The sequence below is a fragment of the Chloroflexus islandicus genome (assembly GCF_001650695.1).
Lineage (GTDB): Bacteria > Chloroflexota > Chloroflexia > Chloroflexales > Chloroflexaceae > Chloroflexus > Chloroflexus islandicus.
Map to the genome: position 1 here is coordinate 1 of NZ_LWQS01000079.1, position 15,492 is coordinate 15,492.

The 15,492-nt window shown below is 59.6% G+C and carries 15 protein-coding genes; 10 read left to right on the forward strand and 5 right to left on the reverse strand.

Annotation, left to right across the window (positions count from 1 at the left end; translation table 11 throughout):
• Positions 1 to 316: 316 nt before the first annotated feature.
• Both A6A03_RS15530 and A6A03_RS15535 read right to left on the reverse strand, forming a co-directional pair.
• Positions 317 to 1,243: a LysR family transcriptional regulator gene (locus A6A03_RS15530; RefSeq protein WP_066790103.1), complete on the reverse strand. Its 927-nt coding sequence runs from the start codon at positions 1,241 to 1,243 to the stop codon at positions 317 to 319.
• Between the two features lie 6 nt (positions 1,244 to 1,249).
• Positions 1,250 to 2,011, reverse strand: a complete 762-nt coding sequence (locus A6A03_RS15535) for a TerC family protein (protein WP_066790104.1) — start codon at positions 2,009 to 2,011, stop codon at positions 1,250 to 1,252.
• A gap of 128 nt (positions 2,012 to 2,139) precedes the next feature.
• On the opposite strand from A6A03_RS15535, the gene A6A03_RS15540 reads away from it, so the two are divergent.
• The 6 genes from A6A03_RS15540 to A6A03_RS15560 all read left to right on the forward strand — a co-directional run bounded on the left by A6A03_RS15540 (position 2,140) and on the right by A6A03_RS15560 (position 8,815).
• The gene (locus A6A03_RS15540; RefSeq protein WP_066790106.1) at positions 2,140 to 2,637 is read left to right on the forward strand and encodes a hypothetical protein; all 498 of its coding nucleotides are present in this window, start codon (positions 2,140 to 2,142) and stop codon (positions 2,635 to 2,637) included.
• A 46-nt stretch (positions 2,638 to 2,683) separates the two neighbouring features.
• Complete coding sequence (locus A6A03_RS15545; RefSeq protein WP_066790108.1) at positions 2,684 to 5,782, forward strand: AAA family ATPase; 3,099 nt, start codon at positions 2,684 to 2,686, stop codon at positions 5,780 to 5,782.
• 290 nt (positions 5,783 to 6,072) lie between these two features.
• The gene (locus tag A6A03_RS20645) at positions 6,073 to 6,216 is read left to right on the forward strand and encodes a hypothetical protein (protein ID WP_172812321.1); all 144 of its coding nucleotides are present in this window, start codon (positions 6,073 to 6,075) and stop codon (positions 6,214 to 6,216) included.
• Between the two features lie 4 nt (positions 6,217 to 6,220).
• Positions 6,221 to 7,051, forward strand: a complete 831-nt coding sequence (locus A6A03_RS15550; protein ID WP_066790110.1) for a metallophosphoesterase family protein — start codon at positions 6,221 to 6,223, stop codon at positions 7,049 to 7,051.
• Positions 7,052 to 7,126: 75 nt separating this feature from the next.
• Complete coding sequence (locus A6A03_RS15555; RefSeq protein WP_156525362.1) at positions 7,127 to 7,558, forward strand: hypothetical protein; 432 nt, start codon at positions 7,127 to 7,129, stop codon at positions 7,556 to 7,558.
• Between the two features lie 39 nt (positions 7,559 to 7,597).
• Complete coding sequence (locus tag A6A03_RS15560) at positions 7,598 to 8,815, forward strand: S8 family serine peptidase (RefSeq protein WP_245669018.1); 1,218 nt, start codon at positions 7,598 to 7,600, stop codon at positions 8,813 to 8,815.
• An 88-nt stretch (positions 8,816 to 8,903) separates the two neighbouring features.
• Here A6A03_RS15560 and A6A03_RS15565 read toward each other — a convergent pair whose 3' ends face one another.
• On the reverse strand, positions 8,904 to 9,593 hold the full coding sequence (locus tag A6A03_RS15565; protein WP_066790116.1) for a hypothetical protein: 690 nt from the start codon (positions 9,591 to 9,593) through the stop codon (positions 8,904 to 8,906).
• Between the two features lie 107 nt (positions 9,594 to 9,700).
• Positions 9,701 to 9,838: a hypothetical protein gene (locus A6A03_RS20445; RefSeq protein ID WP_245669019.1), complete on the reverse strand. Its 138-nt coding sequence runs from the start codon at positions 9,836 to 9,838 to the stop codon at positions 9,701 to 9,703.
• Positions 9,839 to 10,252: 414 nt separating this feature from the next.
• Here A6A03_RS20445 and A6A03_RS15570 point away from each other — a divergent pair, with 414 nt between their 5' ends.
• Both A6A03_RS15570 and A6A03_RS15575 read left to right on the forward strand, forming a co-directional pair.
• The gene (locus A6A03_RS15570; RefSeq protein ID WP_066790118.1) at positions 10,253 to 11,104 is read left to right on the forward strand and encodes an ABC transporter ATP-binding protein; all 852 of its coding nucleotides are present in this window, start codon (positions 10,253 to 10,255) and stop codon (positions 11,102 to 11,104) included.
• Entirely contained in the window at positions 11,101 to 12,165 is a 1,065-nt protein-coding gene (locus A6A03_RS15575; protein WP_066790120.1) for an ABC transporter permease, read from the forward strand. The genes A6A03_RS15570 and A6A03_RS15575 overlap by 4 nt, the downstream gene beginning before the upstream one ends.
• An 8-nt stretch (positions 12,166 to 12,173) precedes the next feature.
• Here the strand turns inward: A6A03_RS15575 and A6A03_RS15580 are convergent, their stop codons facing one another.
• On the reverse strand, positions 12,174 to 13,076 hold the full coding sequence (locus A6A03_RS15580) for a PIG-L deacetylase family protein (protein ID WP_066790122.1): 903 nt from the start codon (positions 13,074 to 13,076) through the stop codon (positions 12,174 to 12,176).
• 818 nt (positions 13,077 to 13,894) lie between these two features.
• Between A6A03_RS15580 and proC the strand changes: the two genes are divergently transcribed.
• Together proC and A6A03_RS15590 are read left to right on the forward strand one after the other, a co-directional pair.
• Complete coding sequence (gene proC, locus A6A03_RS15585) at positions 13,895 to 14,713, forward strand: pyrroline-5-carboxylate reductase (protein WP_066790126.1); 819 nt, start codon at positions 13,895 to 13,897, stop codon at positions 14,711 to 14,713.
• On the forward strand, positions 14,714 to 15,490 hold the full coding sequence (locus tag A6A03_RS15590; protein WP_066790128.1) for a hypothetical protein: 777 nt from the start codon (positions 14,714 to 14,716) through the stop codon (positions 15,488 to 15,490).
• Positions 15,491 to 15,492 lie beyond the last annotated feature (2 nt).

Here is a 15,492-nt window from a genome sequence, read left to right on the forward strand (position 1 = left end):
ACCCGGCCCTGAAGGGCCGGGCTAGGCTTACGAAGCCCGCTGCGCGGGCTGATGCCCCCACCCCCAGCCCCTCCCCCGCTGGCAGGTGGTCCCCACCCCCAGCTCCTCCCCCGCTGGGGGAGGGGAGGGTGGAGTTTACCGCAGAGGTCGCCGAGGCCTCGGAGGATGATCGCCATCCCCAAAAAACCTTTGCGTGCTTTGCCTCCTCGGCGCCGTTGCGTTTACCATCTCTGCGCCTTTGCCCCCTCTGCGTCTCTGCGTTGACGCCCCTACCCCCAGCCCCGCAACCCCGCTGGGAAAGGGAATGACAACAGCGCTACGTCGCCAACCCCAACCGCAACAGCGTCGCCCGCGCCTCGTCGCCTAACAATATCTCGTAGAGCAGATCGACCACGCGGGCCGGCGCTCGTTCGCGTACACGAACAAGGTGCCATTCATACACCAGCGGCTGCCCGGCCAACGTGACAATCCCCATCCGTTCAAGCCGCACCGGCAACACACTGGCGGGCAAGAATGCCAACGCCAAGCCCGCTTCCACCGCTGACCGTAGCAGCAATGGACTGTCGGCTTCAAGCGCCACGCGCAGATCGGCGGCATTGACGCCACGACGACGCAAACCATCATCGATCACGCGCCGCAATGGATGCCCCGCCTGAGGTAAAGCCAGCGGGTAGTCGCGCAAGACGCCGGGAGGCGCCTGCTCTTGCTGCAAGAGCGGATGGCCGGCAGCCGCGACCAACGCCAGCCGCTCGCCGGCCAGCAAGCGCGCCTCAAAGCCGCGCCGGCGCGGCGCATCGTTGACCAACACGACATCACAGCGCCGCTCGGTGAGGTATTCTAACAGGCGATCGGCGCTTTGCACCTCGACCTCAACCGTCACTGCTGGATAGTGGCGCTGTACGATCGCGAGCAGCGCCGGCAAGAACGCTTCGGCGCCGCCGGCTAGGCAACCAATCGTCACCCGCCCGCCGATCTGGCCGCGCAGCGCGCTCACCGCCTGCACCGCCCGTTCAGCCATTTCCACCAGCTCGCGCGCACTACCGAGCAACTGTTCCCCGGCTAAGGTGAGCACCATCTGCTGCCCGCTGCGCCGGAACAAGCGCACCCCGCCGACCTGCTCTTCCAGCGCCCGAATCTGCTGGCTAACCGCCGGCTGCGACAGATGCAACCGCTTGGCCGCCGCCGAGAATGAGCCGGTCTCGACGACGGCGAGAAAGGTTTGCAAATGGACGGTATTGAGCATAGCGGGTTAGTGACTTAGTTTCGTCGTATCGTACCGTTGGTGCAACTGCACCGGCTGGCGTGCCTTGGCCTTGGCCGCTGCGCGTAGGTTGAGCATTTCCACCATCACCGAGAAGCCCATCGCAAAGTAGATGTAGCCCTTGGGAATGTGCAGTTCAAAGCCTTCGGCGACGAGCGAAAAGCCGATCAGCAACAAAAAGCTGAGCGCCAGCATCTTCACGGTCGGGTGATCGTTGACAAACTTGGCAATGCCCTCGGCCAAGAAGAGCATCACCCCCACGGCGACGATCACCGCCGTCATCATCACCCACAGCTCATTGGCCATGCCGACCGCAGTGATAACCGAGTCGAGCGAAAAGACAATATCGAGCAAGATGATTTGGAACACCACTGCCTGCATGGTCGTCACTGCCGCTGAACGCTCGGTATGCTCAGCGCCTTCCAACTTCTCGTGAATCTCGGTCGTGGCTTTGTAGATCAGGAACAGGCCGCCGCCAAGCATAATCAGGCTGCGTCCGGTGACATGCCACGGCCCCAGCTCGAAGAGCGGCTGGGTGAGACTAGCGATCCAACTGATCGACAAGAGCAGCAAGAGGCGTGTGATCAGCGCGAGGCTTAATCCAATCTGTCGCGCCGGACGCTGCTGCGCTGGGGGCAGCTTGCCGGCCAGAATGCTGATGAAGATGATGTTGTCAATCCCTAACACGATCTCCATCACCGTTAATGTAATGAGCGCCAGCAGATTCTCGACCGAGAAGATGGCTTCCATACCGTCTGTATCCTTTTCTGTTGCCGGATGCGCCACGCACAGCGCTAATGGTAGCACTCGCCGGCAGGCCGGTCAATCACAGATATTGGTATAATGGGAGCGGTTCGCATACAGCTTGTGGTGTTTCTATGACGTGGCAACTTGCTCATCGCAGTCCTGATCAGCTAACCGTGCGTTTTATCCCATGGCTGACGTGGAGTTTCGCCGCCGTGGTGATCTATGGCGTTGGCACGATCGCGCAGCCATTCCTGACCGGCGCGCAGACCATGACTACCGGCGAAGTGGTGTCGATTGCGCTGCTGGCTGGGCTGATGCTGTTTACGCTCATCACCGGCGGCCAGCTCGGCATTTGCCGGATCGACCATCGCAACGGCAAGCTGACCGTCACCTCGTATGGTTTGCTGGGCCGCGCCCGCCAAGAACGCCCGCTGGCCGATGTCAAAGGGCTGGAGGTGCGTGTGTTGCGCCGCGCCCAGTATCGCTTGCTGGTGGCGTTACGTTCGGGCGAACGCTTGCCGCTGGCGCCGTTCTATCTGGTCAGTTTCAACGACCGCGGCATTCGCCGCATCGCCGAAGCCCTCGGCGTCGAACCAGAATTGATCCAAGAGCAGCGCACGTTCCGCTGAGGGCATCATCACGCTCCGCTGCCCATCGTGACCTTCATCGAACCCTATGATTCCACTCCAGCTTGCCTTACGCAACTTTATGTGCTACCGCGCCGATGACGACGGCGCGCCGCTCCGGCTCGATCTTGACGGCCTGCACGTGCTCTGTTTGTCGGGCGAAAACGGCGCCGGCAAATCAACCTTGCTCGATGCGATCACATGGGCTTTGTGGGGGGAGGCGCGCAGCGCCGACGATGAGTTGATCGCGCAAGGCGAGACCGAGATGATGGTCGAGCTGGTATTTGCGCTGGATGGCCGGAAATATCGCGTGATTCGCCAGCGCCAACGCGGGCGCAGCACCGGCAAAGGCACGAGTTCAGGCAAAACATGGCTCGATGTGCAGAGTTTCGACGGCGCGGCTTGGCGACCGATCGGCGAAAACACCATCCGCGAGACGCAGGCCAAAATCAACGACCTGCTGCGCATGTCGTACCGCACCTTCATCAACGCCTCGTTCCTCTTGCAAGGCCGGGCCGATGAGTTTACCAGCACAACGGCGGCGGAACGCAAAGAGGTGTTGGCCGAGATTCTCGATCTAGCCGAATACGCCGCGCTCGAACAGCGCGCGCGCGAACGGGTGCGCAGCCTTGAGGCCGAGACCATTAAGGTGCGCGGCCAGCTTGAGTCGCTCCAACCGATTGCCGCGAAAGTCCCGTTCTGGCAACAGGCGGTTGCCGACGCCAGCCAGCGGCGCGAGCAGTTGCAAGCCACCCGCGCTGCACTGGAAACCGCCTACACCACTGCCTTCACCCGCCTACGCGAGCTCGAGGCGCTGGCCCAGCGCCACCGCGAGCTGCACAACCGGCTCACCACGCTGACCAGCGAGATTCAGCGCCACGAGCGCGATCTGACCGAACTCAGCCAGCGGATTGCGCACGCCGAGCAGGTGATCGCCAAGCGGCCCGTGATTGAGCAGGGGTTGGCTGAATTGGCCGCTGCCCGCGCCGAACTCGACCGGCTAGAGGAGTTGCGCACTCGTTTCGATGAGCTGACGGCGCGCAAAAACGAGCTGCGCGAAGCGTGGCGGGCCGAGCGCGATCGCTTGAAAGAGGAGTTGAGCCGGGCCGAACAGACCCGTGACCGCTTGCGCGCTGATGTGGCCCGCTTGGCCGAGTTGCGCACCCAAGAAGAGCAGTTGCAGCAACGCTTGCGCGAATTGGCCCCGCTGCACGCGCAATTGGTGCGAGCGCAAGCGCAACGAACTGAGCTTGAGCAACAACTGAACCGGATTCGCGATCTGGCCACGCGCCAAACCATTCTCCGCAATCAGCTTGAGCAACGCACCACGGCGCTCCACGCCGAATTGACTCGCTACCAGCAAGATCAGCGCCGGTTGGCAGAGCAGCTCGCCAAAGCTGCGCAATGGCAGGCCGAACTCGCCGCTGCCCAAGCCGCCCACGCGGCGGCCCGCGAACTGGAAGCGCAGCAACAGGTGCGCCGCACCCACGAGCAAGCTACCGTTGACACCCTCAGCGCCGCCCGCGCTGCCGCCGAACAGACCCGGCACGCGATCGCCAAACTGCGCGAAAACCAAGCCCTGCTCGCCACCGCCGGCGGCGCCTGCCCGGTCTGCCGCCACCAGCTCGATCCCGCCGAGACCGAGCACGTCATTGCCCATTACCAAACCGAGCTGGCTGAACTGCACGGGCGGATAACGCAGGCCGAAGCCAAGGCCCAAGCCGCCGAGCAAGCGCTGGCCAACCTCCGCGCCGCCATTGCCACCGGCGAGCGCGAGCTAACCAAGCTGCGCCAGCAGGCCGCCGCCGCCGAATCGCTCGAACGCCAATTGGCGCAAGTCGCCGTGTGGGAAGCCGAGCAGCACGCACTAGCGCAGCAGATCGCCTCGCTCACCGAGCGGCTCGCTGCTGGCGAGATCGAACCGGCCATCCAAGCCGAACTGGCGGCGCTGGAAGGTCAGCTCGCCGAGCTGAGCGATGAAGCCGGCCTGCGCCGCGATCTCGCGATGGCACACGACGAGATCAGCACGCTCGAACGCCAGTTGCGCGAACAGAGCCGGCTCGAAGGCCAGCTTGAGAGTTGCCGGCGCGAGATGGCCCGCTTGCAAACTGCGCCGGACGCCTTGCCCGCTGCTGAGGCAGCCGTAGCCGAAGTAGCGCGCCAGCTCGCCGAGAACGACTTCGCCCACGAGATTCAGACCGCTGGCCGGCAGGTGGCGGCTGCAATCGAGGCGCTTGGCTACCAGCCGGAATTGCTCGAAGCGGCGCGCGCGACGGCACGAGCACTAACCCGCTGGGAGCAAGAGGAACGCGAGCTGCTGCTGGCCGAACAACGCTACGCCAGCGATACCAAGCTCCGCGAGCAGACCCAATCACTCCGCGATCACGCCGAGCGCGAACGGCGCACCGTGCAGAGCGAAGCCGATGCACTGGCCAGCCAAGTCACGGCGCTGCCGGCAGTGAAAGCCGAAGTCACCCAATTGGCGCAGCAGATCAACGACACCGATCGCGCCTTACAAGCCGCCGAGCGTGATCTGGCCGAAAAGCAAGCCTATCTCCGCCAAGCCGAAGCCGCCGCCGCCGAGCTCGAGGCATTGCAAGCGCAAGAGCAGCACCTGCGCGAACGCACCGCCCTCTTCGCCGAGCTAGCCGAAGCCTTTGGCAAGAAGGGGGTGCAGGCAATGTTGATCGAAACGGCCATCCCGCAGCTCGAAGACGAAGCCAACCGCCTGCTTGCCCGCTTGACCGATGGCCAGATGCACCTGCGCTTCGAGATGCAGCGCGACACCAAGAAAGGCGATACAGTCGAAACATTAGATGTCCACATCTCCGATGCGCTCGGCACGCGCAAGTATGCAGCGTTTAGCGGCGGTGAAGCGATGCGGGTCAACTTCGCAATCCGGATCGCCCTGTCGCGTCTGCTGGCCCACCGCGCCGGCGCCCGCCTCGAAACGCTGGTGATCGATGAGGGGTTCGGCACCCTCGACGCCGATGGCCGCGAGCGGATGGTTGAAGCAATCACGGCGATTCAGCGCGACTTCGCCCGGATCATCGTCATCACCCACATCGACGATCTCAAAGATCGCTTCCCGGCGGCGCTCGAAATTCGCAAAACGCCGCTCGGCAGCCGGTGGGAGTTGCGGGCGTGATCGAAGGCGGTGGCATCGTGCGCCGCCGCTCGCCGCCTGTCATTGCGAGCCGAGCGGTCGGGGCCGGGCAAAGCCCGCCCCGCCGCGAGGCGAAGCAATCCCCCGCGAGCACGGGAGAAGTCCGCTGTGGCATCATTTTCGCTGAAGCGGGAGATTGCTTCGGGCGCTACGCGCCCTCGCAATGACAACAGGGATACGCACCCACACCCTGACAACACGACCGATCCGCGCTATCATGGAGTGCGGCAGTCATACTGCCGCATTCCAGACTGGCAAGAAAGGATCAGCCAATGGACATCATCCCCACTCTGCTCAAGTACATCTTTGTCGCGGCGGTGGCGGTCGAAGGGATTTTAATCGTGCGCGCTATCATCACTCTCGCCAAAGAGAAGGCGCAGGCTGCCGCTGCGCCGGCTGCCAGCGCAGAGGAGTAACGTCGTGGCATTCCGTATGCTCCATATCTCAGATATCCATACCGGCCCGCCCTTTAACCCTGCCGCCGCTGAACGCCTGATCGCTGATGCGCACGCGCTCAAGCCCGATCTGGTGGTGATTTCGGGCGATTTTGTCCAGCGGGCCGATTTTGCGGCGCAGTGGCGCGCGGCTCGTACCCTGCGCGAGCGCTTGCCCCAACCGCAACTGGTAGTAGCCGGCAATCACGATGTACCGCTCTTTCTCTTGCACGAGCGCCTGTTTGCCCCATTGCGCCGTTATCGCCAGCAGATCTCGCCCGACCTCAACCCTGTCTTCACCGCCCCCGGCATTGCCGTCGTCGGCGCATGCACGGCCCACGGCCTCACGGTTGACGGCGGCAAGCTCTATCCCTCCCAGATCACCGCGCTGCGCGAACGGTTAGCCCGCTTCGGCCCCGATGTCTACAAAATCGTGGTCTGGCACCACCCGCCTGCGCTGCCGCCTACGTACCAGCGCAAGCGCGTCACCATCACTAATGCCGCCGAAGCGATCCGGCTGCTGGATGAGTTTGCGGTTGATATGCTGCTCTGCGGCCATCTGCATATCAGTTTTGCCGGCAACACCCGCGATATCCTGCCCGGTTTGCGCCACGGCACTTACATCGTGCAGAGCGGCACCACTACCTCGCGGCGCGGCTACGGCGCAGAGCACGGCGCGAATACGTGCAACTTGATCACGATTGAAGCTAACGGCGCGCGGGTGCAACATCTGCGCCTCGAACAGAACGGCGACGGTTTTCGTCCGGTAGCCGAACATTGGTTGCCGCGGCGGAGTGTGGCGGTCACGTCGCGTTGAAGAGACGCAGCTATGGGTCGCTTTGGTTGGCCGCTACGGAGAGATAATGCGCATCGGTATGGAGGCGGAGCGTGGTTGTACCGCTGCTGCTCCCGCCTTGTCACCGGCTGGCTGGCGCTGCTGCTCTTGGCATCCTGCAGCTCAGTAGCCCGCCCCGACGACTTCGCTCCCACCAAAAAGGTCAACGAGTTTGTCGCCGCACTGGAAGCGCGCAATCCGAGCGCCGTGATTGCCTTGCTTGAACCGGGTGACTGGCGGCGCGAAATTGGGCCGGAGCTGCGCATCTATTTTCGCTATATGGCGGCGCTCCAATTGCGCAATAAGGATGTCAGCATTGTCGAAAATGATGGCGGGTTGGCGATAGTGCGGCTCAAAGGCGATCTTGCTTACACCCTCAGCGAGAGCAATGTGCAAGGCGAACAACCGATCGACCTCATCATCGAGGTTGTCAATATTCGGGGGACGTGGTATCTGCGCAGCTTTCAATTGCCAACCCCAGAAACCTGACGGCAAGCATCGCGCGGACACTGCCGCGAAAAACAATAGATGACGCTACCCTTCACTCGTATGTCGAGCAAACCCTGTCATCCGCTGCTGCGCCATCGCCAGCTCAACTACGCCATTGCCACGCTGTTGGTGATAGCGCTTTGCCTGCCAGCAATCGCGATCGCGCAAGATAAGCCGAATGATCCGCTGCTGCCCGAGCAATGGGCACTACGCCGGATCGGTGCGGAATGCGGTTGGCGGCGGGCACAGCCAACCGCAGCCATCACTATTGCCGTGCTTGATAGCGGGGTTGATTTGACCCACCCTGATCTGGTTGCCCATCTGCGCCGCGATGGCTTCGACTTTATTGACAATGACGACGATCCGAGCGATGAGCACGGCCATGGCACGCACGTCACCGGCATCATCGCCGCCCAATTGAATAACAACGAAGGTATTGCCGGCCTCACACCCAATATTCAGATTCTGCCGGTGCGGGTGATGGATGCCGAAGGCTTCGGCAGCGATCAAGCGATCGCACAGGGAATTGATTTTGCCCTTGCCCGCGGCGCGCGGGTGATTAATCTCAGCTTAGGAGCGACCCTCATTCTCGCCACTCGCGAAAGCTCGCCGCAGGTCAGCCGCGCTCTGCGCCGCGCTCTCGACGCCGGCGTGATTGTGGTCGCCGCTGCCGGCAACGATTTCGTGCCGCTGCCGAATGCGCTGGTGGCTGATAACGATGATGTGATTGTCGTGGCCGCCTCAAACCAAAAAGACACCAAAGCTACCTTCACCAACACCGGCCCATGGATCGACGTGGTCGCTCCCGGCGAACGCATCCTTTCGACGATGCCAACCTACCCGGTTTTTCTCACCAGCGACCGCTTGCTCCCCGAAGAACGCTTCCGGCCCTACTACGACTATATGAGCGGAACGTCGCAAGCCGCGCCCCACGTGGCCGCGCTCGCCGCGATGCTGCTCGCCGTCCATCCCGATTGGGGAGTCGCCGAAGTCACCGCCGCAATCAAATATGGCGCCGCCGACATCTACGAGCGCCATCCTAGCTTTTACCGCCGGCTGCAACTGCTCGGCGCGGGCCGGATTGATATTTGCCAGACATTCGCAGGGCGCCGGCGCAGCGAATGGCCAACCGGGTGGATGATTATCGGCAGCGCGCTGGCTGTCAGCGCCATCGGCGGCGGGATCGTCTGGATGGTGCGCCGGCGCGAACGAGTCGCCAAGTTGGACAGGCCGCCGTGGATGCCGCGACGATATTAGCGACGCCGGTTCAACGGCAGATGAACAGTGAGCCTGAGAGAATGAACATGGCCAGTATGCTCCCCTTCAAGCTGCTGCGCCAACACCGCTACAACTGGCTCAACCCGCGCGCAATCGCCAGCGCCTCTTGGACAAATTGGGGCGCTTTGGCGCCGGCAGCTAACTCACCGAGCCGATAACAGATCAGCCGCTGGCCATTCCCTTCAACATACCAGCCGCGATGGCGGGCAAGCACGTTCAGCTTCTGATCGGTGAAAAACTGGCGAATCTGAGACTCGTCGTTCCCGCGCAATAGGTACGCTTGAGCGAAATCGGGATGGTGCGGGAAATCAATGCCGGTCTGGTGAAAGAGCTGCTTGATCTTGTCGCCGATCCCTGCTGGCCGCAGATAAAACGCCGGCGCGCGCAGATATTCCGCCTCGAACAACAGCACCGTTTGGCGATAAAACCGATCCTCAGAGCGGTAGTCGTCCTGATCGCGCTGCTCTACCTGACGCACGGCGGTATACTCGCAGATAGTCGCGTGGCCGCCATCGACTGCAAACGACACCCCCGGCCACGAAACCGCACCGCGATCGCCAAGCCGGCTGAGCGCAAATGGCGACAGATCTGGCGCCGTTCCCTGATCCCGCGGCGCCAAGCCCATGTGCATCACCGCCTGCCGGATCTCCTGATGGCGTTTGCGATCGCGCCGCTGCGACCACTGCATCATGCCAATGCCGATCACCACCGCCAACGCCAAGCCTCCCAGCGTCCACAGCAGTTCGTTGCTGTCCATAACCCACCTCTGCTGCGCATTGTGTCGACTCTCGGTTCGATTGTAGCGCGACAGCGGGTTAACTAACGAATCCATTTCTCTATTCAGCGTAAAAAATGATCTGTCGTTTACCACTGCACCCCGGCAAACAAATCATCTTCGCGCGCATCGCCATCCACCGGCGGGTAAGCGCGCATAAAGGTATCGGCGCTGCCGAGCAAAATAGCATTGTACTTCTTAAAATGGTCATCATATATGACCACCACAAGCCACTTGACAAGTTGGGGGGGGGGGATATAATAACCGCGTATATCGTTCTAGAAAGGAGTTTTTAGAATGAGCATGCAAGAATTCTATATCATCGTAGTACTTATAACCACAATTGTCGTCTTGTACTGTACCGTTACTACTGGTAAACTCATTTGTAGATAGTTTGTTGCACCACTTCTTTACCGGCCTTCAATCAAGCAAGAAATACTTGTAAAGAAGGCCGGCGTCACATCACATACAATTTTACTATATTAATGAGATTGAACATAGAAATTCACCATGTAACTAGACAGATTATATTTACCATTATAAATAATATGTTTATCTCACAACCAAAAAGGGGCAATCCCAAATTAAGAAAGCCAATATGCGATCAACTTAATAAAGCAATCCTACACAAGAGAGCACCTATGGACGCAATTATCGAAGCCCAACACCTTTGCAAGGAGTTTAAAAACAAACGAGCCGTTAATGATCTCACCTTCTCAATCCAACGCGGCGAGATTTTCGGTTTACTCGGGCATAATGGCGCCGGCAAAACGACAACCATTCGCCTGTTGACTGGACAAATCCCCCCAACGAGCGGAAGCTGTTCGATTTCCGGCTACCATAGTTTCACCGAACAACACCGTGTGAAACCCCTTATTGGCATTGTGCCTGAAACGCAAAATGTGTATGGACGAATGAGCGGTTATGAAAATCTTCTCTTCTTTGCTCGCCTTTATGGCGTTAAAAAAACAAGGGTGAATGAGCTGCTCGAACAATTGCACCTGAAACAGGCATGTCATGATCGTGTTGACACGTACTCAAACGGAATGAGACAGCGTCTCCTTATCGCGCGAGCACTTTTGAATCATCCACAAGTCATCTTTTTCGACGAACCCACCCGTGGCCTCGACCCAACATCAGCACGAGAGATTCGCGAGTTGATACGACAGCTTGCCAATACTGGAATCACGATCTTTCTGACCACGCACAATATGGAAGAAGCGGACAGTTTATGTCATCGGGTAGCATTTATTAAATCGGGAAGCATTATTGTGATTGACACACCACAGAATCTTAAAATAAAACATGGCGCAAGAAAAGCTCGAATTACTCTTGCCAACCAACAAGAAATCATTATTCCTCTGTCTGACACACAATATTTGATGAGCGAATTACAAACCATAAACAATCAAGAAATATTAATGATACACTCCCAAGAAGCAACTTTAGAGGATATATTTATCTATTTGGCTGGCAAGGAAGAACAACCATGAATGGGCAACGCATCGCAGCAATCGTACAGAAAGATCTCATTGATGCCATCCGAACGCCACGCTTACTTCTTATCATCATTACTCCACTCATTGTGGCGCTGTTCATCAACATCGTTTTTGGCAACAAGTTAACTATCAACATTGGCATATACGCACCAGATTCGACTCAAATCGCTGCTATTTTAGAACAAGTCGACTTGGTGCGTGTCATATTATTTGAAGATAAAAATTTGCTTCAATCGGCTATTAGAAACAAATCTATCACTACCGGTATTATATTACCACAAGAATTTGACACACTATTACTCAGCCAGAATACACCGCATGTAGAAATACTTTTAGCAGATAATTCACAAGAGTCAAAACTAGGCCTTTCGCTATTTCAACAAGCAATACAGCAACTTGTCCCTAAATCATTACCGGTAGAGCTAACAATTACTACACTAGACTCAGAACAATCACCTAATAATGATCTACGGGGAACATTAAGTATTGATCAATATGCCATTGTGCTATGGTTAGTAATGGGTATCGTTGGGAATAGCGTTATGCTTGTCCCGTCACTGATCGTTGAAGAACGAGAACGGCAAACGCTTGATGCTTTGCTTTTATCGCCCGCCACATTTGCCGAAATAATTGCCGCAAAAGCAGCAGTAGGCGTATGCTATTCGTTGATCGGAAGTGCTGTCATCCTTGCTATGCAAAGGGTCAATATCACCCAAACACTCCTCATCATAATGCTGGTCTTACTCGGCAGTTTTACGCTTAGCCTTATTGGCGTTATGATAGGGGTGCTATCTAACAATATCCAGACTCTCAACTCGTATGGAAATGTATTTGTGTTTATCTTGATGTTCCCTTCATTAGCAGGAATGATTGGCAATAACCCAATCCTTAGCTACACGCGCTTCTTGCCAACCTATTCGCTAACTCAAGGAATTAGTCAAATTCTAACGAAAAATTTCCATAATACGATCACAAATAGCATTATCATAGCAATCCAAACCTTACTCATCTTTAGCCTTGTCATCTTTGTATTACACAGACAGCGACTAAGATAATCATTCAGTCACCACTGCACCCCGGCAAACAAATCATCTTCGCGCGCATCGCCATCCACCGGCGGGTAAGCGCGCATAAAGGTATCGGCGCTGCCGAGCAGGCCCAACACCTTGCTGAGCGGGCCACGGGCCAGCGGCCCGCCCGCGCCTTGGCTCACATGGGCCAGCGCCGCTGCCCGCGCCTGCTCACGCACAGCGGTCGTGTCAATACGGGCATGGGTGGGAAACTCAACCTCGGCCAGCTTGGTCAGATCGATGTCGCGATTGCGGCCAAAGGCGCGCGGATCGCGGCCTAAGAGCGGCATAAGCCGCACCAGCAAGCGCAATAACCGGCGCGAGAAGGTGGTGTAGTAGAGCTTTTGCGGCGCATACGGCGGCCCCGCTTCCGGCCACGCCGCCGGATCGCCAGCGGCATGGAAGGCGGCGACTGTCGCTTCGTGGATGGCAATGTGGTCGGGATGGCGGTAGCCACCGATCGGATCGAAGGTGATCACTACCTGCGGGTGCAGGCGCCGGATATGGCGCACTATCTGCGCCGCCACCTGTGCGCGCGGTTGGTTGATTAACGCCGCCGGATGGCGGTTCGCCTCCGTGCCGGGCATACCCGAATCGCGATAACCCAGCAAGGTCACGCTGCTCAACCCCAACGCCTCAGCGGCGCGCAGCAACTCGGCGCGGCGCAACGCCGCCACCGACTCGTAGCCATTAAGCAAGGCGGCATCAACTGTGCCCTCTTCGCCGCCGGTTGCGCAGATCAGATGCACCGCCACCCCCGACCACGCATAACGGGCCAAGGTGCCTCCCGGCCCAAAGCTCTCGTCGTCGGGGTGGGCAAAGACCGCCAGCAACGCCGGGCGCGCGCCGGGTGCCGTGGTAGGGCGGAGAACGATGGTTTCTTCGTTGGGTAGCATAGGTGTGGTCTTCTCTGTGTTATACGTCTTTGGTATTGCCTAGGGGCGCTCACCTGTTGTCATTGCGAGGGGGCGTAGCCCCCGCAGCAATCTCCCGCTCCCCTCTTGTCATTGCGAGGGGATGTAGCCCCCGCAGCAATCTCCCGCTCCCCTATTGTCATTGCGAGGGAGTGGCGGCCCCAGCGTGGCTGGGGCCGCCCGACCGAAGCAATCTCCCGCTTCAGCGCCCGCCATGCCTCAATGCACTTCTCCCGTGCTCGCAGGAGATTGCTTCGCTGCGCAGCGGGGCCTGCCCCGACCGCTCTGCGCGCAATGACAGCCAGAGCGTTGGATGGAGTGCGGCAGTTTCACTGCCGCGGTCTCGTGTTTTGGCGATGTGCGGCAGTGTGACTGCCGCACTCCATGATAACGCGCTTGTATTGCCGTGCAGCAGACTTCGTACCCCTAGTCCGGCCCTAAAAGGCCGGGGATCAGCGCCGGTGCTGCCCTTCGTTGCCCCCACCCCCAACCCCTCCCCCGCTGGGGGAGGGGAGGTTACAGCCAAAAAGCATCCCACGCGCCACAAAATATGTTGTGCCTTTTGCGTCTTTTTGTGGCTATGCCCTCTCATCCTGCGGCTCCGCCTCTCTCGCCGCAAGGTGGGGGAGGGGCCATCCAACCGCTCCGCTCGCAATGACAAACGAATAGCGGCTGCCCGACGGCCTAAACGACTCTTGCCGCAATTGTGCCGCCCTCTATGGTATCATACCGCACAGAAGCATTCGTGTCGCCGGTCGCGCGCTGGAAGAGCGACCGGCTCGCTGTACAGGTCAGAAAGTATGCTCGCAGATTTGCCAATTGCCGTGATCGGCGCCGGTGCGATGGGTGAAGCCATTATCGGTGGTTTATTGCGCAACGAGTTGGTCGCCGCCGATCAGATTCTCGCCAGCCACCCTCGCGAAGAGCGCCGGCGCGACCTCGCCCAGCGCTACCACATTCGCACTACTCACGACAATCTCGAAGCGGCTAAGTGGGGCCGGGTGGTGATCTTCGCCGTCAAACCGCAGCAGTTGCGGCGGGTGTTGCCACCGTTGCGCGGTGCGATCCGCGATGAGGATTTGGTGATTTCGGTCATCGCCGGCGCGACGATCGCCTCCTTCGCCGAGGCGCTTGACCACCCGGCAGTGGTGCGCAGTATGCCGAATACGCCGGCTCAGATTGGCTGCGGCATGACGGTGTGGACGGCGGCTCCCGCGGTCACCGAACGCCAGCGCGGTTGGGCGGCGACGGTGCTGGGTGCGTTGGGGCGCGAGCTGTACGTCGATACGGAAACCTATCTCGATATGGCGACAGCGATTAACGGCACCGGGCCGGCGTATGTCTTTTTGATGATGGAAGCCATGATCGACGCCGGCGTCCATCTCGGTTTGTCGCGCCGCATCGCCGAAGAGCTAGTGCAACAGACGATGCTTGGCTCGGTGCAGTATGCCATGCAGAGCGGGATGCACCCGGCCCAATTGCGCAATGCGGTTACGTCACCCGGCGGCACCAGCGCCGCGGCGCTGAGCGAACTCGAACGCGGCGGGTTGCGCACCGTGCTGGCCGATGCGATCTGGGCCGCGTATCGCCGTTCGGTCGAATTGGGAAGGCAGGGGTAGATGGCGATCAGTTATGCACGCGCGCGGTTGACGACCGAAGACGACCGTCGTTACCAAGCTCACGTTGAGAAGTTTAAGCTGCAACGCAAGAACCAGAAGGCCATCCGCCCACCGCGCCAGCGCGATATCTTCGGCGGGCAGGCCGAAGCGGCGTTACGCGATTGGTTGGCGGCCCAGTTGCCGCTCGACGAGCGCCGCATTCTCGAATACGAAGAGCGCCGCCACCGCACGGCGCAGATTAAGTATCGCGAACTCGACGCGCTGGCAATCATCGATGGCGTGGCGTGGGTGTTTGAGATTAAAGCTAGCCGCACCGCTAGCGCTATCCGCCGCGCCGTCGCCCAACTCAACGAGACGCGCCAGATTCTGCACCTGCTCTTCCACCGGGTGGGGGTGACGATTCTGCTGGTGGATACCGGCATCCCCGCCGATAGCGCCGCCGCCGATGCGCTGATGGCGAGCGACCGCCCGCCGCCGCGCCGGCCCGAACCGCTTGACGAAGTGTTGGCGGCGTTGCCGCAGGTGCAGCGGATTGAGGATTTGGCCGCGCGTTCCGCGAGTGACGATCAGGTTAACCTGATGCTGTTTAGCGTTGATGATATCATTGCGCTGGCCGGGGCCGAGAATTTGGCCCTCAATTGGGAAGATGATGATCTCGATGACGAAGCGGAGGATGAACCGCCGCCGGAAGCGACCCTGTTTGCCAGCAGCGGCGACGATGATGAAGACGACGATAACCCGCTCGCTGCCGCGTTGCGCAAGGCCGGGTTAAAGTAACG

Coding starts and splice junctions, on each gene's coding strand:
- A6A03_RS15565 (WP_066790116.1), bottom strand. CDS start 9,593: ATGGACAGCAACGAACTGCTGTGGACGCTGGGAGGCTTGGCGTTGGCG.
- A6A03_RS15580 (WP_066790122.1), bottom strand. CDS start 13,076: ATGCTACCCAACGAAGAAACCATCGTTCTCCGCCCTACCACGGCACCC.
- A6A03_RS15570 (WP_066790118.1), top strand. CDS start 10,253: ATGGACGCAATTATCGAAGCCCAACACCTTTGCAAGGAGTTTAAAAAC.
- A6A03_RS15575 (WP_066790120.1), top strand. CDS start 11,101: ATGAATGGGCAACGCATCGCAGCAATCGTACAGAAAGATCTCATTGAT.
- A6A03_RS15540 (WP_066790106.1), top strand. CDS start 2,140: ATGACGTGGCAACTTGCTCATCGCAGTCCTGATCAGCTAACCGTGCGT.
- A6A03_RS15560 (WP_245669018.1), top strand. CDS start 7,598: ATGACGCTACCCTTCACTCGTATGTCGAGCAAACCCTGTCATCCGCTG.
- A6A03_RS15545 (WP_066790108.1), top strand. CDS start 2,684: ATGATTCCACTCCAGCTTGCCTTACGCAACTTTATGTGCTACCGCGCC.
- proC (WP_066790126.1), top strand. CDS start 13,895: ATGCTCGCAGATTTGCCAATTGCCGTGATCGGCGCCGGTGCGATGGGT.
- A6A03_RS20645 (WP_172812321.1), top strand. CDS start 6,073: ATGGACATCATCCCCACTCTGCTCAAGTACATCTTTGTCGCGGCGGTG.
- A6A03_RS15590 (WP_066790128.1), top strand. CDS start 14,714: ATGGCGATCAGTTATGCACGCGCGCGGTTGACGACCGAAGACGACCGT.
- A6A03_RS15530 (WP_066790103.1), bottom strand. CDS start 1,243: ATGCTCAATACCGTCCATTTGCAAACCTTTCTCGCCGTCGTCGAGACC.
- A6A03_RS15535 (WP_066790104.1), bottom strand. CDS start 2,011: ATGGAAGCCATCTTCTCGGTCGAGAATCTGCTGGCGCTCATTACATTA.